This is a genomic window from Bradyrhizobium sp. AUGA SZCCT0222, assembly GCF_018130205.1.
GTDB lineage: Bacteria > Pseudomonadota > Alphaproteobacteria > Rhizobiales > Xanthobacteraceae > Bradyrhizobium.
In genome coordinates this window covers 189,154-206,550 of sequence record NZ_JAFCLX010000009.1, presented here as the reverse complement: position 1 = coordinate 206,550, position 17,397 = coordinate 189,154, and the positions used below count along the sequence as shown (strand labels likewise).

General features: G+C 63.9%; 15 protein-coding genes. 8 read left to right on the top strand and 7 right to left on the bottom strand.

The features are described from left to right. Positions 1–45: 45 nt before the first annotated feature. Positions 46–2,829, top strand: coding sequence for a phosphoenolpyruvate carboxylase (gene ppc / locus JQ629_RS10905; RefSeq protein ID WP_212412648.1), 2,784 nt, complete (start codon positions 46–48; stop codon positions 2,827–2,829). Positions 2,830–2,931: 102 nt separating this feature from the next. Here ppc and JQ629_RS10900 read toward each other — a convergent pair whose 3' ends face one another. The 4 genes from JQ629_RS10900 to JQ629_RS10885 all read right to left on the bottom strand — a co-directional run bounded on the left by JQ629_RS10900 (position 2,932) and on the right by JQ629_RS10885 (position 6,933). Then, entirely contained in the window at positions 2,932–3,867 is a 936-nt protein-coding gene (locus JQ629_RS10900) for an SMP-30/gluconolactonase/LRE family protein (RefSeq protein ID WP_212385741.1), read from the bottom strand. Positions 3,868–4,318: 451 nt separating this feature from the next. Then, entirely contained in the window at positions 4,319–5,233 is a 915-nt protein-coding gene (locus tag JQ629_RS10895) for an SDR family oxidoreductase (protein WP_212412647.1), read from the bottom strand. A 142-nt stretch (positions 5,234–5,375) separates the two neighbouring features. After that, entirely contained in the window at positions 5,376–6,515 is a 1,140-nt protein-coding gene (locus JQ629_RS10890; RefSeq protein WP_212412646.1) for a thiolase C-terminal domain-containing protein, read from the bottom strand. 4 nt (positions 6,516–6,519) lie between these two features. After that, positions 6,520–6,933 carry a Zn-ribbon domain-containing OB-fold protein gene (locus JQ629_RS10885; RefSeq protein WP_212033379.1) on the bottom strand — a complete coding sequence of 138 codons (414 nt, stop codon included), beginning with the start codon at positions 6,931–6,933 and terminating at the stop codon, positions 6,520–6,522. A 201-nt stretch (positions 6,934–7,134) separates the two neighbouring features. On the opposite strand from JQ629_RS10885, the gene JQ629_RS10880 reads away from it, so the two are divergent. The 7 genes from JQ629_RS10880 (at position 7,135) to JQ629_RS10850 (ending at position 13,743) form a co-directional block, all read left to right on the top strand. Continuing rightward, entirely contained in the window at positions 7,135–8,475 is a 1,341-nt protein-coding gene (locus tag JQ629_RS10880; RefSeq protein ID WP_212412645.1) for an acyclic terpene utilization AtuA family protein, read from the top strand. Position 8,476: 1 nt separating this feature from the next. Then, a complete protein-coding gene (locus JQ629_RS10875; protein WP_212412644.1) occupies positions 8,477–8,797 on the top strand; it encodes an AtuA-related protein in 321 nt (106 codons plus the stop codon). Between the two features lie 30 nt (positions 8,798–8,827). Continuing rightward, positions 8,828–10,183, top strand: a complete 1,356-nt coding sequence (locus JQ629_RS10870; protein WP_212412643.1) for an amidase — start codon at positions 8,828–8,830, stop codon at positions 10,181–10,183. Beyond that, positions 10,176–10,862, top strand: a complete 687-nt coding sequence (locus JQ629_RS10865) for a DUF2848 domain-containing protein (protein WP_212412668.1) — start codon at positions 10,176–10,178, stop codon at positions 10,860–10,862. The genes JQ629_RS10870 and JQ629_RS10865 overlap by 8 nt, the downstream gene beginning before the upstream one ends. A gap of 152 nt (positions 10,863–11,014) precedes the next feature. Further along, complete coding sequence (locus JQ629_RS10860; RefSeq protein WP_212412642.1) at positions 11,015–11,761, top strand: 2OG-Fe(II) oxygenase; 747 nt, start codon at positions 11,015–11,017, stop codon at positions 11,759–11,761. Positions 11,762–11,790: 29 nt separating this feature from the next. Beyond that, positions 11,791–12,444, top strand: a complete 654-nt coding sequence (gene alkB, locus JQ629_RS10855; RefSeq protein ID WP_212412641.1) for a DNA oxidative demethylase AlkB — start codon at positions 11,791–11,793, stop codon at positions 12,442–12,444. Between the two features lie 60 nt (positions 12,445–12,504). Continuing rightward, positions 12,505–13,743 carry an MFS transporter gene (locus JQ629_RS10850; RefSeq protein WP_212412640.1) on the top strand — a complete coding sequence of 413 codons (1,239 nt, stop codon included), beginning with the start codon at positions 12,505–12,507 and terminating at the stop codon, positions 13,741–13,743. Positions 13,744–13,838: 95 nt separating this feature from the next. Here the strand turns inward: JQ629_RS10850 and JQ629_RS10845 are convergent, their stop codons facing one another. From JQ629_RS10845 to hpaD, 3 genes are read right to left on the bottom strand one after another with little or no spacing between them, the layout of a single operon-like run. Further along, complete coding sequence (locus tag JQ629_RS10845) at positions 13,839–15,467, bottom strand: thiamine pyrophosphate-dependent enzyme (RefSeq protein WP_212412639.1); 1,629 nt, start codon at positions 15,465–15,467, stop codon at positions 13,839–13,841. A gap of 28 nt (positions 15,468–15,495) precedes the next feature. Beyond that, positions 15,496–16,365 (bottom strand): fumarylacetoacetate hydrolase family protein, encoded by an 870-nt coding sequence (locus tag JQ629_RS10840; RefSeq protein ID WP_212412638.1) that lies wholly within the window; start codon positions 16,363–16,365, stop codon positions 15,496–15,498. A gap of 9 nt (positions 16,366–16,374) precedes the next feature. After that, the gene (gene hpaD, locus JQ629_RS10835) at positions 16,375–17,358 is read right to left on the bottom strand and encodes a 3,4-dihydroxyphenylacetate 2,3-dioxygenase (protein WP_212412637.1); all 984 of its coding nucleotides are present in this window, start codon (positions 17,356–17,358) and stop codon (positions 16,375–16,377) included. Positions 17,359–17,397 lie beyond the last annotated feature (39 nt).

The following is a 17,397-nucleotide window of genomic DNA, read 5'->3' as shown; positions in this document are numbered from 1 at the left end:
TGCACACTCCAGAACTGCCGGGCAAGCCCTCTGGAGTAGCCGACCATGTCACCCCAGACCGTGCCTTCCGAAACCGAGATCCGTGCCAACCGCGTCGAAGACGCGGAGGACGCCCGGCTGAGGAACGATATCAGGCTGCTCGGGCGCATTCTCGGCGATACCGTGCGTGACCAGGAAGGCGCCGACGTCTTCGGCCTGGTCGAGCGTATCCGGCAGACCTCGATCCGGTTCCATCGCGACGACGACAAGCCGGCGCGGCGCGAGCTCGAACAGATCCTCGACAGCATGTCGATCAGCCAGACGGTGCGGATCGTGCGCGCCTTCAGCTATTTCTCGCATCTGGCCAACATTGCCGAAGACCAGAACAACATCCGCCAGATGCGGGCGCGGACCGGGCCCGGCGGGGCGCCGCGCGCCAGCATGCTGGCCCAGACCCTGGCGCACGCGCGCACGGCCGGCATCAGCGCCGCCGATCTGCGCAAGTTCTTTGCAAGCGCCCAAGTCAGTCCGGTCCTCACGGCCCATCCGACCGAAGTCCGCCGCAAGAGCACGATCGACCGCGAAATGGAGATCGCCGCGCTGCTCGACCGCAAGGAGCGGGTGCAACTGACGCCCGATGAGGTGGAGGCCAGCGACGAGCAATTGCGCCGCGCGGTGCTGACGTTGTGGAAGACCAACCTCTTGCGCCGGACCAAGCTCACGGTGCTCGACGAGGTCGCCAATGGCCTGTCGTTCTACGACTACACGTTCCTGCATGAGGTGCCGCGGCTGCATTGCGCGCTGGAGGACCGGCTGAACGAGGGCGACAGCTCAAGGGGCGAACTGGCTTCGTTTCTCAAGATGGGAAGCTGGATCGGCGGCGATCGCGACGGCAATCCGTTCGTGACCGCCGACGTGGTGCGCGGGACGCTGAAATTGCAGTCCAGCCGGGTGCTGCGGTTTTATCTGGAGGAATTGCATCTCCTCGGCGCCGAATTGTCGATGGCGGCGCATCTGGCCGATGTTTCCAAGGATTTGCGTGTCCTTGCGGAGCGTTCGCCGGATAAGTCGCCGCACCGAAGCGGCGAGCCCTATCGTCTTGCGGTATCCGGCATCTACGCGCGCCTCACCGCGACCGCGACGCGGCTGGACGTGGAGACCAGACGCCCGGCGGTCGGCGAGGCCGCGCCTTACGCCGATGTCGCGGAATTCAAGGCCGATCTCGATATCCTCTATCGCTCGCTGATCTCGAACAATTCCGGCGTGATTGCGCGCGGGCGATTGCGCCTGTTGCGCCGGGCCGTGGATTGCTTCGGTTTCCACCTCGCGAGCCTCGATATCAGGCAAAATTCGGCCGTGCACGAACGCACTGTCGCGGAGTTGATCGACGCGGCGATGCCCGGCATGTCCTATCTGGCGTTGAACGAGGAGGCGCGGATCGCCTTGCTCGTCAAGGAACTCGGCAATGCGCGTCCGCTGACGTCGGCTTTTGTGAAATACAGCGAGGAAACGATCGGCGAACTCGCGCTTTTCCATGCGGCCGCCGACGCGCATGCCCGTTATGGTTCCGCCGCGATCCCCCAGTGCATCATCTCCATGTGCAAGGGGGTGTCCGACATGCTGGAGGTCGCGCTGCTTCTGAAGGAAGCTGGCCTCGTTCGCCCCTCGGGCCGTTGCGCGATCAACATCGTGCCGCTGTTCGAGACCATCGAGGATCTTCAGGGCTCCAGCGGCATCATGGACCGCATATTGTCGCTGCACGATTACCGCAAACTGGTCGACAGTCGCGGAGCGATTCAGGAAGTGATGCTCGGCTATTCCGATAGCAACAAGGACGGCGGTTTCGTCACCTCGGGCTGGGAACTCTACAAGGCTGAAATCGGCCTGATCGAGGTGTTCGAACGCCATCACGTCCGCCTGCGGCTGTTCCACGGTCGCGGCGGATCGGTCGGCCGCGGCGGCGGACCGAGCTATGACGCGATTATCGCGCAGCCCGGCGGCGCGGTGAACGGCCAGATTCGCATCACCGAGCAGGGCGAGATCATCTCCAGCAAATATTCCAACGCCGAAGTCGGCCGCAACAATCTCGAAATTCTGACGGCGGCGACGCTGGAGGCGAGCCTGCTGCAGCCGAAGCACAGCGCGCCGCGTCCGGAATATCTGAAGGCGATGGAGGAATTGTCCGCACTGGCCTTCAGGGCTTATCGCGGGCTGGTCTACGAGACCGAGGGCTTCGCCGACTACTTCTGGGGCTCCACCGTCATCAACGAGATCGCCACGCTCAACATCGGCAGCCGCCCGGCTTCACGCAAGAAAACCCGCGAGATCGAGGATCTGCGCGCGATTCCCTGGGTGTTCAGCTGGGCGCAATGCCGCCTGATGCTGCCGGGTTGGTATGGCTTTGCCAGCGCGGTGGAGACCTGGATTGCGGAACATCCCGAGCAGGGCATGCCGTTCCTGCAGGAGCTCTATCGCGAATGGCCGTTCTTCCGGATGCTGTTGTCGAACATGGACATGGTGCTGGCCAAGAGCTCGATCGCGATCGCCTCGCGCTATGCCGAACTGGTGCCTGACGTGGCGCTGCGCGAAAGCATTTTCGGGCGCATCCGCGGCGAGTGGCATAGCTGTATCGATTTGCTGCTGAAGATCATGCAGCAGGAGCGCCTGCTGCAGAGCAACCCGCTGCTTGAGCGCTCGATCCGCAACCGCTTTCCCTATCTCGACCCGCTCAACCATGTGCAGGTCGAACTATTGAAGGAGCACCGCGCACAAAACCCCGACGAGCAGGTGCTGCGCGGCATTCAGATCACCATCAACGGCGTTTCGGCGGGATTGCGCAATAGCGGGTGAGGTGAGTTGAGACCGTCGTTCCGGGGCGCGCGCAAGCGCGAACCCGGAACCTCGAGATTCCGGGTTCGACGCTTCGCGTCGCCCCGGAATGACCGCGGTGATTCACGGCTTCATGGCGCCCTGCGCACTGGTGTAAACGGCGTAGAGCGATGACGAACCGCAGATGTAGAGCCGGTTACGCTGCATGCCGCCGAAGCACAAGTTTGCAACCGTCTCCGGGATGTGGATCTTGCCGAGCAGATCGCCGTCGGGCATGTAGCAGCGCACGCCGTCCTCGTTCGGATCGCCCCAACCCACGGAGCACCAAAGACGCCCGGCGGTGTCACAGCGCAGTCCGTCGGTAATGCTGGGCTTGGGCATCTCCGCAAAGACCTTGCTGTTCGAGAGTTTTCCGCCCGCGAGATCCACATCGAACACGCGGATATGCGACGGGTTGTCCGGCCCGTCGGTGAAGCCGGTGTCGCAAATATAGAGCTTCTTCTCGTCGGGCGAGAAGCAAAGGCCGTTCGGCTGCACGAAGTCGTCGACGACCATCTTGATGTCGCCGGATTTCGGATCGACCCGGTAGACATTCTTCTTGTCCTGCTCGGCATCGGCTTTGATGCCCTCATAAAAGCCGCCGATACCGTAGGCCGGATCGCAGAACCAGATCGAACCATCGGCCGCGACGACCGCGTCGTTCGGCGAGTTCAGCTTCTTGCCATTGTACTTGTCGGCGATGATGGTGATCGAGCCGTCGAGTTCGGTCCGGGTCACCCGTCGGCCGCTATGTTCGCAGCTGATCAGGCGTCCTTCCCGGTCGATGGTGTTGCCGTTCGAGTTCATCGATGGTTGGCGGTAGACGCTGACGTGACCGTCATCCTCCGAGAAGCGCATGATGCGGTTGTTGGGAATGTCAGAGAACAGCACGTAGCGTCCGGCCGGGAAGTAAACCGGTCCCTCGGCCCAGCGGAACCCGGTTGCGACGCGCTCGACGGCCATGGTGCCGGCAAAGGCCGGGAAACCGGTAGGCCCGAACGAAACCCCCTTCTTTTTCATCGACTCGAGGCGGGCATCCGGATAGCGGGCCCCGGGTAGCGGTCCCAGGGGCAGCGGGCCGGTTGACGGGGTTGGGACCCCCGTTTGGCCTAACGGCGCTACGCTCGCCGCAGAGGCCGCTGTCATGGTCACGGCCGTGGTGGCCAGCACGGTTGCACCGCGCAAGAGCGCGCGGCGATCCAGTCCGTTCGCCTTGGCGTCAGTGGAGTGAGGTACATGGGGTAGAGTTGTCATTTTTTCCTCCCAGTTTTTCGTTGGAAGGAAATCATGTGCCCGCAATTGGGCGTAAAGCAGGCGAGTTTCGCTCGAACAACCTGGGGATGGTATTTGGCGCGGAAGTCGTCGCCTCATCTCGAGGGGCCGCGCCAGCGGCGTCTGGAGGGATCGCCGCGGGCTTCGGGGTTCGAGACGCGCGAAGACGCGCGCCTCACAAAGTGCTGACCTTGGTGGCTCAGATCGGATCCCAGGTGAAAACATCGGCCGAGCGATCGAGCTTGGCGAATGATCCCTTCAGCGCCGGCATGCCGTGCTCGGCGATGGTCTGGGGCGTCCAGCCTTCGCTGCGGTGAACCGAGCGCACCGGACGGTGCTGGCCGAACAGGAAAATCTCGTTCATGCGCACGCCAAAAATCTGTCCGGTGACGTCCTTGGCGTCGTCGCTGAGCAGATGGGCGCAGACCGGCGCGATCTTCTCCGGTCCCATCTGCTGGATCTTCGCGACGCGCGCCTTCTCGGCTTCGGTCTCGGTCGGGATGGTGCCGATCATGCGGGTCCAGGCGAATGGCGAGACGCAGTTCGAGCGCACGTTGAAGCGGCCCATGTCGAGCGCGATCGACTTCGAGAGGCCGACGATGCCGAGCTTGGCGGCGGCGTAGTTGGCCTGGCCGAAATTGCCGATCAGTCCCGAGGTCGAGGTGAAGTGCACGAAGGAGCCGCTCTCCTGTTCGCGGAACAGCCGCGCCGCGGCGTGGCTGACGTAGAACGAGCCCATCAGATGGACCTTGATGACGGATTCGAACGCTTCGACGCTCATCTTGTGGAAGATCATGTCGCGCAGGATGCCGGCATTGTTGACGACGCCGTCGAGCCGGCCGAAATGATCGGTCGCCGTCTTCACGATCTTGCTCGCGGGGATCGCTTCCGCAACCGACTCGAAATTGGCGACCGCCGTGCCGCCGCGCTTCTTGATTTCGTCCACCACTTCCTCGGCGGGAGCTGCGCTGTTGCCCGCGCCGTCGGCGGCGCCGCCGGGATCGTTGACCACGACTTTTGCCCCTTCGGCCGCGCAGAGCAGGGCGATCTCCCTGCCGATGCCGCGGCCCGCGCCGGTGACGATGATGACTTTGTCTTGCAGTGATTTGGTCATGGTGGTTCTCCTGTTGTCTGTGTGAATTGCCTTTCGTCATTCCGGGGCGGAGCGAAGCGACGAGCCCGGAATCCATAACCACGATCGGGAGTATGGATTCCGGGCCTGCGCCAAACGGCGCATCCCGGAATGACGGACGTGGTTAGCGTTCGTTCGTAAAAATGATCGTGCCCGACGCCGCGAACATGCCGCCGACGCCGTGGCACACCGATATCCTGGCGTCCTTGACTTGCGCCGGCGCGATGCCGCGCATTTGCCGTACGCTCTCCTGCAGCGCATACATGCCGTACATGCCCGAATGCATGTAGCTCAGGCCGCCGCCATTGGTGTTGAGCGGCAGCTTGCCGCCGGGGCGCGTGTTGCCCTCGGCGATGAACCTGCCGGTCTCTTCATGCGGCATGAAGCCGAGATCGCCGAGGCCGAACAGCGGCAGATGCGCGAAGGCGTCGTAGATCATCAGATGATCGACGTCCTTGTGCGCAATGCCGGCCTCCTTGAACGCGAGCGGTCCCGCCGTCGTGAAGGCGCGCGAAGAGTTGAAGGTCTCCATCTGGCTGACCATCGGCGTTTCCACGCTCTCGCCGGTGCCGAGGATATAGACCGGCTTCTGCGGAAAATCCTTGGCGCGGTCGGCCGAGGTGAGGATCAGTGCGCCGCCGCCGTCGGTGACGAGGCAGCATTGCAGGATGCGGAACGGATAGGCGATCATCTTCGAGTTCAGCACGTCCTCGACCGTGATCGGCGCCTTCATGGTGGCGCGCGGGTTCTTCGCGGCCCATTCGCGCTGCACCACCGCGACCATGGCGATCTGCTCATGGGTGATGCCATAGGTCTTCATGTAGCGCAGCACGGGTATCGGAAACATGCTGGGCGGGCCGAACACGCCGAACGGGGACTCGAACTGGCCGTTGAGGCTGTCCGGCGGCGTCGAGCGCGGCAGTTTTCCGATCATCGACTTGCCGCTCTCGGCATGGGTGATCAGCACGGTCTTGCAAAGCCCGGCCTCGATCGCGGCGGCGGCATGGCGGACATGCAGCATGAACGAACAGCCGCCTACGGAAGTGCCGTCGACCCAGGTCGGCTTGATGCCGAGGTAATGGGCGATCTGCTGCGGGGTTTCCACCGCGGTGGCGATGCCGTCGATGTCGGACAGTTTCAATCCGGCATCGGCGATGGCGTTGAGCGCCGCATCCGCGTGCAGCTGGATCTGCGACATGTTGGGAATGACGCCGAGTTCGGTGGTCTCGGCAGCGCCGACGACGGCGACCTGGTTTCTGCGCATGGGCTTAGCCCTTCGCCGGACGGAACTGGGGAAGGGTGATCTTGTCGTCGAGCTTTTCGAAGGCGACCTCGAGCTTCATGTCGAGTTCGAGCGCCTCCGGCGTCTGCGGGCAATCGATGATGTTGCTCATCATGCGCGGACCTTCGTCGAGTTCGACGACGGCGATCGCGTAAGGTGGGGTGAAGCCGGGCGCGGCGGGGCGATGGTTGATGACATAGCTGTAAAGCTTGGCCTTGCCACTCGCCTTGAACACGCTGACCTTGCGCGAGGCACAGGACGGGCAGAACGGGCGCGGCGGGAAATAGACGTTGGCGCAGGCGTCGCAGCGCTGCAGGCGCAATTCGCCGGCCGCAGTACCGTCCCAAAAATGCTGGGTTTCCGGGGTCGGCTTCGGTTTGGCGCGCGCTGGCTCTGCCATATCAGGCATTCCTCCCTGGGTCGGGCACGGGCCCGCCTGTTTCAATCTTGATGCGACATTTGACCATTCCCCGTCAACGGTCCAGCGATGCCGTTGCATGGCCGCATTCCCCCAAGCCAAGGGCGCTTGTATGCCAGTGATTTCCCGCGCTAGGGTGCTCGTGATTGCGCCGCACGGAATGCGCGCGATGACGGAGACGATGTGCGAACGATTCGAATAGGATCCGGTGCCGGCTATTCGGGCGATCGCATCGAGCCCGCGGTCGAACTCGCCGAAAAGGGCGACATCCAGTACCTGGTGTTCGAGTGCCTCGGCGAGCGCACGGTAGCATTGGCGCAGCAGGCGCGCATGAAAAACCCGGAGGGCGGCTACGATCCGCTGCTCGAAGAGCGGATGCGGGCTGTGCTGCCGGTTTGTGGGGCCAAAGGCATCAAGATCGTCACCAATATGGGTGCGGCCAATCCGGAGGCTGCCGCGCGCCGGACCGCCGAGATCGCGAAGTCGCTTGGGCTGTCCTCGCTGAAGATCGCCGCCATCGTCGGTGACGACGTGCTCGATGCCTGCAAGGACGGCGATCTGCCGATCATGGAATTCGACGGCACCATCAAGCAGCTCGGTAACCGCCTGCTGTCGGCGAATGCCTATCTCGGCGCCGAGCCGATGGCAGAGGCGCTGAAATCGGGCGCGGATATCGTCATCACCGGGCGGGCTTCCGATCCGGCGCTGTTCCTGGCGCCGATGATCCACGCCTTTGGCTGGGCGATGGACGACTGGAACTTGCTTGGGCAGGGCACCGTCGCCGGGCATCTGCTGGAATGTGCGGGCCAGATCACCGGCGGCTATTTTGCCGATCCCGGTTACAAGGATGTTCCGGACCTGGCGCGGCTCGGTTTTCCGATCGGCGAGGTCAGTGAGGACGGCAGCCTTGTCATCACCAAGGTTGCGGGTTCCGGTGGCGCGGTGACGGCGCGGACCTGCAAGGAGCAGCTGCTCTACGAGGTGCACGATCCCCGGCAGTATTTCCAGCCGGACGTGGTCGCGGATTTTTCGCAAGTGACCATTGAGGAGATCGGGCCCGATCGTGTGCGCGTCAGCGGCGGGCGCGGCCACAAGCGAACCGAGACGCTGAAAGTCTCGGTCGGCTATGTCGACAGCTATATCGGTGAAGGGCAGATTTCCTATGCCGGCCCGGGGGCGCTGGCGCGCGGCCGGCTTGCGCTGGAGATCGTGCGCGAACGGCTGAAGTTGACGGGCGTGGAATCCAGCGAGTTGCGGTTCGAATTGGTCGGCGTCGATTCCCTGCATGGCGCGGAAGTCTCGAACCGCGCGAACGAGCCCTATGAAGTGCGCGTTCGGGTCGCGGGGCGCACGGAAAATCTGCGCGAGGCAGTCAGGATCGGCAACGAGGTCGAAACGCTCTATACCAACGGCCCGGCAGCCGGCGGCGGTGCCTGGAAATCCGCACGCGATGTCGTTGCGGTGGCATCGGTGCTATTGCCCCGCAAACTGGCAAAGCCCCAAGTTCGTTTCGTGGGGGCGTGAGGTGAAGCTGCGCGAGATCGCCCATTCCCGCACCGGCGACAAGGGCAACACGGCGAATATTTCCGTCATCGCCTATGACGCGAAGCATTATCCGCTGTTGCGCGAGCAGGTCACCAGCGAACGGGTGAAGGCGCATTTCGCCGGGGTCGTCGAGGGCGAAGTGGTTCGCTACGAGCTGCCTAATCTGTCGGCCTTGAATTTCGTGATGACGCAGGCGCTCGGCGGCGGCGTCACCCGTTCGCTGGCGATGGATGCCCACGGAAAATCGTTGAGCTCGGCCCTGCTCGATCTCGACATTGAGCCAGGATCGGACGACAAGTAGCCAAGCAAAGAGAAGCAGCGAGAGAAACTCATGCCGAACACAACAACACTTGCCTCACTCGCCGCCGATCTCGACAGCGGAGCGACCTCCGCCCGCAAGCTGGTCGAGGAATGTCTCGCCAAAATCGCCGACGCCTCGGGTGAGGGGTCACGCGCGTTCATCCATGTCGACAAGGAAGGCGCCATTGGTGCAGCGGACGCGATGGACCGGCTGCGCAAGGCGCATGCGGTGCCGTCGCCGTTTGCCGGCATCCCGGTCTCGATCAAGGATCTGTTCGACATCAAGGGGCAGGTGACCCGCGCCGGCTCGCGGGCACTGGAGGAGGATTGCATGCCGGCGGAAGCCGACGCGCCGGTGGTGGCGCGTTTGCGCCGGGCCGGCTTCATCGTGATCGGCCGCACCAACATGACCGAGTTCGCCTATTCCGGCATCGGCATCAACCCGCATTACGGCACGCCGAAAAGCACCTGGAACCGCAGCGTCGGTCACGTGCCCGGCGGCTCTTCCTCGGGTGCGGCGGTCTCGGTCGCCGACGGCATGGCCCATGGCGCGCTCGGCACCGACACCGGCGGCTCCTGCCGGATTCCGGCGGCGTTCAACGGCATCGTTGGCTTCAAGCCGACGCAGCGCCGCGTGCCGCTCGACGGCGGCGTGCCGCTGTCCTTCTCGCTCGACAGTTTTGGACCGCTGGCGCGCACGGTGCAGTGCTGCGCGACGATGGACGCCGTGCTGGCCGATGAGCCTGAGCTACCGGTGTTGCAGCCGCGCCCTATCAGGGGCATGCGGCTGGCGGTGCCGACCACGGTCGCGCTCGATGATCTCGATGACGAGGTCGCCAGGACGTTCGAGCGCGCATTGGAAACGTTGTCGCGGCAGGGCGCGCTGATCGAACGGATCGAGGTGCCGGAATTCCTCGATGTCGGCGCGATGAACGCCAAAGGCGGCTTTGCGGCGTCGGAAAGCTATGCGTGGCACCGCTATCTGATCGTGAGCAAAGGCGACGTCTACGATCCCCGCGTGCACGTCCGCATCCTGCGCGGCGAAGGCATGAGTGCGGCCGACTATATCGATCTGCTCGGCGCGCGAAAATCGTTCATCGCGCACACCGAAGCGCGCATCGCGCCCTATGACGCGCTCGTCATGCCGACCACGGCCAACACTCCGCCTGTCATCGCCGACCTCGCCGACGACAAGGCGTTCGCGACGCAAAACCTGCGCGCCTTGCGCAATTGCACGCTGATCAACATGCTCGACGGCTGCGCGATCTCGCTGCCCGCGCATCGCGAAGGCGAGGCGCCGGTCGGGCTCATGCTCGCGGGAGCGGGCGGAAGAGATCGCTGCATCTTTGAACTCGCGGCCGGAATGGAGAATGTCATCCGTGGTTGATCTTACCTTTACTGTTCAGGACAAGGGCGCGCCGACGCCGCTGACGCTTGCGATCGATCAGGCCGTGATTGCCGGCTGGACGGGGCGCGATCCGGTGGCGCGCGACAAGCACATTGCCGAGTTGGAAGCGATCGGCATCGCGCGGCCAGCCTCGACGCCGATTTACTACCGTGTCTCCGCGTGCCGGATCACCACCACTGACAGCATCGAAGTCAGCGGCGGCGATTCCAGCGGCGAGGTCGAGTTCGTGCTGATCGGCTGGCAGGGTCGCATCCTTGTCGGCTGCGGCTCCGACCATACCGATCGCAAGGTGGAAGCCTACAGCGTCACGGTTTCAAAACAGATGTGCGACAAGCCGATGGCCTCCGTGCTGTGGGAGCTGGAGGACGTGATCGGTCACTGGGACCAGATGATCCTGCGCTCCTGGGCCGTCATCGACGGCAAGAAGGTGCTGTATCAGGAGGGCACGCTCGATGGCATGCTGCCGGTCAAGGACCTGATCGACCGCGGCTTTGCCGGCAAAGGGCTGCCGGACGGCTGCGCGATGTTCGGTGGCACTTTTGCCGCCAAAGGCGGCATCCGTCCGGCGAGCCGGTTCGAGTTCGAACTGGAGGACCCGGTGCTGAAGCGCAAGATCGGCCACGGCTATGATGTGATCGCGTTGCCGGTGCTGGGATAGACTGCCGCCTTTTTGTCATTGCGAGCGCAGCGAAGCAATCCATTCTTTCTTCGCGCGACGGGATGGATTGCTTCGCTGCGCTCGCAATGACGGGGATGGAGTTATCGGAAATCGGGTGGCTTAAGGCGTACGGCTCTGCGAAACTGTCCTCCATGAAAGCAACCGCAAAAACCGCCGACCATCGCCTGTCCCCCGACATCGCCGCCCGCGTCGAGGCCATCGACTGGACGCAGGCGACGACCGATCTCGACGGGCAGGGCTGCGCCGTGCTGAAGGGATTGCTGTCACCGGACGAATGCCGGGCGATCGCAGCGCTGTATCCGGATGACACAAAATTCCGCAGCCGCATCGTGATGGGGCGTCACGGTTTTGGGCGCGGCGAATACAAATATTTCTCCTATCCGTTGCCCGACCTGATCGCGGAACTGCGCCCGGCGCTGTATGCGCGGCTGTGCGGCATTGCCAATCGCTGGAACCAGACGATGGGCATCGATATCCGCTATCCCCTGGCGCATCAGGCGTTCCTGAAGCGCTGCCATGACGCGGGGCAAATTCGGCCGACGCCGCTGCTGCTGCAATATGGGCCCGGCGACTATAATTGCCTGCATCAGGATCTCTATGGCGAGCATGTGTTCCCGCTGCAGGTCGCGATATTGCTGTCGGAGCCGGGGCGTGATTTCACCGGCGGCGAATTCGTGTTGACCGAGCAGCGGCCGCGGATGCAGTCGCGGCCCGAGGTGGTGCCGCTCACACAAGGCGACGCGGTGGCATTTGCTGTGCATCACCGCCCGGTGCAGGGGACGCGCGGGTTCTATCGCGTTAATCTGCGCCATGGCGTCAGCCAGATCCGGTCCGGTCATCGTCATACCGTCGGCGTGATCTTTCACGACGCCAAGTAATTCACCACGCCATGTGGGTGCGAAGCGAATTGACTGCAGATTTGTTCGACGCCATCGCCGATGTGCAGCCGTCGCGGGAAGCGATGGCCGACGGCGCCGTGCTGCTGCGCGGCTTCGTGCTGCGCTTTGAAGCCGATCTGATTCCGGCGCTGCGCGAGATCGTGGCAGAGGCGCCGTTCCGCCATATGTCGACGCCGGGCGGTCATCAGATGTCGGTGGCGATGACCAATTGCGGCAATGCCGGCTGGGTCACCGACCGCACCGGTTATCGCTATGACGGCATCGATCCCGAGTCCGGCCAGCCGTGGCCGGCGATGCCCGCGGTGTTTCGCGAACTGGCCGCCGAAGCGGCGGCCGAGGGCGGCTTCGAACACTTTTCACCCGATGCCTGCCTGATCAACCGCTACGAGCCGGGCGCCCGGATGTCGCTGCATCAGGACAAGGACGAACAGGATTTTGCCGCGCCGATCGTCTCGGTGTCGCTCGGGCTGCCGGCGATCTTCCTGTTCGGCGGATTGAAACGCAGCGACAAGCCGGCGCGGTTTCGGCTGGTGCATGGCGACGTCGTGGTCTGGGGCGGGCCGTCGCGCTTGTTTTTTCACGGCGTGGCGCCGCTGACCGACGGCGAACACGCTGTATTGGGCCGCCAGCGCATCAATCTGACTTTTCGAAAAGCGCGCTGACGCCGGCTTCCCATCGAAGTTTCGTATGGTCTATGCTCTCCGCCGGGCGGGGAGCGAAATATGACGACCATTGAGGCGAAAGCCGGCAGCGGCGCGGGCGCCAGCCGCACCGGCATCTATCTGGCCGTGCTGCAACTGATCTTCACGCTGGGCTGGACCACTTACGTCATCTATCTGCCGAAGCTCGCAGCGCAGGTCGGGATCGCACCCGGCATGGTGATCTTCATCCTGATGCTCGATCAGGCGATCTTCACCATCACCGACACCGCGATGGGAATTGCGGCCGACAGGATCGCGCCCTTCATCGGCCGTCTTGGCGTCTTCGTCGGCATCCTGACCGCGATCTCCTGCGCGGCGTTCGTGGCGTTGCCGTTCGTGGCCGGCACGGGTCCGTGCGCGCAGGCCTGGTTCATCGTGCTGATCGTGATCTGGGTCGTGACGTCGTCGGCGTTGCGTGCACCGCCGCTGACGCTGCTCGGCAAGCATCGCGCGCGGTCACAGGTGCAGCTGCTGGCGGCGCTGGCGATGCTGGGTTACGGCCTGGCCGGCGCGATCTCGCCCTATCTCGGTACGGTGCTGCGCAACCATGATCCACGGCTGCCATTCCTGATCTCGGGCGTCGTCCTGCTGCTCACCACACTCGCGCTGTCCAAGGTCGAGCGCGACGCTGCGGCGCAAGCGCCCGCCCCGAGCGAGAAGGCGGTCCCACCCAAAGCGCTCAGCACGATCCCGATGTTCTTCATCGCGTCGATGGTGATCCTGTCGCTCGGCTATCAACTGCATTTCAGCCTCAACAGCTCGTCGTTCTTCCTGCGTTTCACGACGCAAGATCAGTTGCAGTGGCTGCTGCCGGTGTTCTGGATCGGCTTTAACATCGCGATGTTTCCGGCGAGCGTCGTGGTCAAGCACCGCGGCGGGCTGGTCGTGATGGGCGCGGCCGGCCTGTTCGGTGCGTTGGCGGTGCTCACCGCCGAGCTGTCTAACAGCCTCAACATCCTTATTGTCGCGCAGTTCGTGGCCGGCGCGGCATGGGGTTGCATGCTGATGAGCGCGGTATCGGCGGCGCTGGCGATCGGGGACACCGGCGCCGAGGGCAAGGTGATCGGGCTGATGTTTTCAGCGCTGGCACTGGCGACCTTTGCGCGGATGGCGGCGGTCGCCGGCGGCCTGCAAAAGCTGCCGGAATACGCGCCACTGTTGCACTGGGCGCCGGTTGCCTGCTGGGCGGTCGCGGGGGCGGGCCTGGTGGTGATCGCGGCTTCGCGAATGCAGCGTAGTCTGCAGGAGAGAAGGATTTAGACTCCATCCGCCGTCATTCCGGGATGGTCCGAAGGACCAGACCCGGAATCTCGAGATTCCGGGTTCGCGCGTTCGCGCGCCCCGGAATGACGAAATCACGGCTTCGCCGGATGGATGAATGTCCACGGGCTTACTTCCGAATCCGTCGGCACCTCCACCGAAATCACATACGGCCCGCCATCGGCCAGCGCCTTTTCCAGCGCGGCGCGGAAGTGGTCCGGCGAGGTGACGCGCGCCGCGCCGACGCCAAAGGATTCCGCGAGCTTGACGAAATCCGGATTGACGAGATCGGACGCCACCACGCGGCCGTCGAAGCGTTCGCGCTGGTCGCGGCGCACATTGCCGTAGGCGTTGTTGTTGAAGATCAGCGTCACTACGCCGATCTTGAACTGCACGGCGGTCGACAGTTCCTGCACGCCGAACATGAAGCCGCCGTCGCCTGTTATCGCGACCACCGGCCGGTCCGGATGCGCGACCTTGGCGCCGAGCGCGGTCGGGAATCCCGAACCGAGCGTGCCCTGATAGCCTGAGGTAATGAAGGTGCGCGGCTCATAGATCGGAAAGCCGTACCAGGAGGCGAAGCCGACCTGCGACAGCTCATCCGTGACGATGGCATTCGGCGGCAGCACCTCGCGCAGGATGTTCAGATACGCCATCTGCGGCTGGACCTTCTGGATCTCCTGATGCGCCGCGGCGGTGGCTTCGCGGATCGCGGATCGCCGTCCGTTGGTCCTGCTGTAACCGGCTTTTTTCACCGCCGCGACCAGATCGGCGGTACCGGCCTTGGCGTCGGCGACCACGGCGGCGTCCGGCGTCAGCCGCCGCATTTCCGACGGATCGATATCGATACGGATCGACTTCAGGCCGGCCGGCTGGAACGGCCATCGGAATCCCGAAGCTGGCAATTCCATGCGCGTTCCGATTCCGATCATCAAATCGGTCTGCGGCCACAATTTGTAGGCCGCCGCCATCGTCAGCCCGAGTTCGTGCGCGTTGGAGACGATGCCGCGGCCGCTGCGGAACGCCACCACGGGCGCATCGATCATTTCGGCCAGTTCGAGGATTTCCTCGCGCGCGTGGATCGCGCCGCTGCCGACAAAGATCATCGGCCGCTTGCTGCCGGATACCAGCGCCGCCGCCGCTTTGATACGATCAGGATCAGGCTGTGGGGCCGGGAAGGGATCGAATGGGATCGAGCTTGCCACCTGCGCGCGCTGCGTGAATACGTCCCACGGCATTTCCAGCGACACCGGACCCCGGCGCCCCGACAGCATTTCCTGGAACGCGCGCGACACCTTCGCCGGGGCGTCGTCGGGATATTCGATTCTATCAGCCCATTTCACGAAGGTGCGCAGCGTTGCGAGTTGGTCCGGCATCTCGTGCAGATGGCCACGGCCCTTGCCGAGAAACGCCGTCGGCACCTGGCCGGTCAGGCATAGCACCGGCTCGTTACAACCGAACGCCGTCAGCAGCGCCGCACCGGCGTTGAGCACGCCGGGGCCGGGCACGACGCTGAAGACGCCGGGCCGTCCGCTGGCGCGCGCATAGCCAAAGGCCATATAGCCGCAGGCCTGCTCGTGCCGCGCGCCGATCACTTTCAACTGTGCCTGATGGAAGGCGTCGAACAGCCCGTAGACCTGCGCGCCGGGCAGGCCGAACACGGTATCGACGCCGTGCGCGACGAGCCCGTTGACGATCGCTTCGCCGCCGGATGTTGAAGTCATGTCACTGTTCCATCATTGCAAGGATCAATCAGGCTTCGTCGGCCACACCATTGCGCAGCACGCCGACGCCTTCGGCTTCGACCTCGATGACGTCGCCGGGCTTGAGGTAGCGCGGCGGATCGAACCGCGCGCCGGCTCCGGTCGGCGTTCCCGTCACGATAACGTCGCCGGGCACCAGCGTGGTGAAGGTCGAGATGTAGTTGAGGAGATAGCGGAAGCCGAAAATCAGCCGCGAGGTGCGGTCGTCCTGCCGCGTCTCGCCGTTGACCTTTGTGGTCAGGCGGATATCCGCGATTTGTGATTCACTGGTGTAGGGCACGAGCCACGGGCCGAGACTGCCGGTGGAATCAAAATTCTTGCCCTGGGTGACGTTGAATTTGGCGTGCCGCACCCAGTCGCGGATGGTGCCTTCATTGCACAGCGTGACGGCGGCGATGTGATCCAGCGCGTCGCTCTCCTTGATATGACGGCCGGCCTTGCCGATCACCAGCACCAGTTCGCCCTCGTAATCGAGCTGCGCTGACGCGCGCGGACGCACCAGCGGCGCGTTGTGGCCGACAAAGGAGCGCGGCGTGCGTATGAACATGCTGGGGAATTTCGGCGCGTCCTGGCCGTCCTTGTATTCGGCGTTGCGGTCCGGATAGTTCACGCCGATGCAGATGATCTTCTCCGGCGCCGGGATCGGCGGCTGCCATGTGATGGCGTCGAGCGCATGATCCGGTGTGCGCTTTGCGGCGTCCTCGGTCAATTTCATCAGCGCGCCGGCGGCGATGGCTTCACGCAGCGTCGGATATTCTTGTCCGAAGCGCGCGGAGAGATCGATGATGCCGGTGTCGGTGACGGCACCGTATTTGGTGACGCCGCCGATCGAATAGGTCGCGAGGCGAGGTGAGGTCATCTGGGTGTCCTAATCCGCAATCGTGACGTCGGCGACGAATGCCGGTTCGCGCACGGCTTGCCCCGTGAAGGGCGAGCCCTGCTCGAACCAGGAGCGCGGCGCCGGTGCGCCCCACAGCGTTTGCCGGCGCGGATCCCTGAGCGACCAGCGCAGCGGCTCATGGTCGTGATCGCCGGTAAAGTAGTCGCTGGTGTAGAGTTCGAGCCGATGGCCGTCGGGGTCGCGGATGTAAAGGAAAAACGCATTCGAAATACCGTGGCGGCCGGGGCCGCGCTCGATATTTTTCAGGAAGCCGCTGGAAGCCATCACGTCGCAGAGATGCAGCACGTTCATCGCCGTCGGCACCCAGTAGGCAAAATGGTGCAGGCGAGGGCCCTTGCCGTTGGTGATGGCAAAATCATGCACGTTGCCCTTGCGGTGCATCCAGGCTGCCGCGATGCGTCCGTTCGGGCCGTCCTCCTCGCCATATTCGGTCAGCCGGAAACCCAGCCGGGCGTAGAAATCGACGGTGCCTTGAACTTCGGCGGCGAAGACGTTGAAGTGATCGAGCCGCTGCGGATGGCAGCCCTTGTAGAGGTCGTAGCGCCGCAGCAGGTGCGGGCGCTTCTCCATTGTCGCATAGAGTTCGATCTGGAAGCCGAAGGGATCGGTGAACTGCAGCGTGCGGCCCTGGAACGGCTGCTCGGCGAAGGCATAGGTAATGCCGTTCTCCGAGAAGAAACTTGCGGCCTTGTCGAGATCGCCGTCATTGCCGACCTTGAAGCCGAGCCGGTTGCACGCCGCCGCCTGTGCCTTGCGCAGCACCAGCGAGTGATGCTGATGCTCTTCGGCGCCGCGCAAATAGACCGCCTTGTCGTCGCGGTCCTCGACATGGAGGCCGACGGTCTTCTCGTAGAAATCGCTGCTGGCGTTCAAATCCGTCACGTCGAGCACGGCGTGGCTGGAGCGGATGATGTTGAACGGTGGATCGAAGATATGTGTAGGTACCGGCATGGCGTTTCCCTGATTGGCTTCGTCATTCCGGGATGGTGC

Coding starts and splice junctions, on each gene's coding strand:
- ppc (WP_212412648.1), top strand. CDS start 46: ATGTCACCCCAGACCGTGCCTTCCGAAACCGAGATCCGTGCCAACCGC.
- JQ629_RS10900 (WP_212385741.1), bottom strand. CDS start 3,867: ATGAAAAAGAAGGGGGTTTCGTTCGGGCCTACCGGTTTCCCGGCCTTT.
- JQ629_RS10895 (WP_212412647.1), bottom strand. CDS start 5,233: ATGACCAAATCACTGCAAGACAAAGTCATCATCGTCACCGGCGCGGGC.
- JQ629_RS10890 (WP_212412646.1), bottom strand. CDS start 6,515: ATGCGCAGAAACCAGGTCGCCGTCGTCGGCGCTGCCGAGACCACCGAA.
- JQ629_RS10885 (WP_212033379.1), bottom strand. CDS start 6,933: ATGGCAGAGCCAGCGCGCGCCAAACCGAAGCCGACCCCGGAAACCCAG.
- JQ629_RS10870 (WP_212412643.1), top strand. CDS start 8,828: ATGCCGAACACAACAACACTTGCCTCACTCGCCGCCGATCTCGACAGC.
- JQ629_RS10860 (WP_212412642.1), top strand. CDS start 11,015: ATGAAAGCAACCGCAAAAACCGCCGACCATCGCCTGTCCCCCGACATC.
- JQ629_RS10850 (WP_212412640.1), top strand. CDS start 12,505: ATGACGACCATTGAGGCGAAAGCCGGCAGCGGCGCGGGCGCCAGCCGC.
- JQ629_RS10845 (WP_212412639.1), bottom strand. CDS start 15,467: ATGACTTCAACATCCGGCGGCGAAGCGATCGTCAACGGGCTCGTCGCG.
- JQ629_RS10840 (WP_212412638.1), bottom strand. CDS start 16,365: ATGACCTCACCTCGCCTCGCGACCTATTCGATCGGCGGCGTCACCAAA.
- hpaD (WP_212412637.1), bottom strand. CDS start 17,358: ATGCCGGTACCTACACATATCTTCGATCCACCGTTCAACATCATCCGC.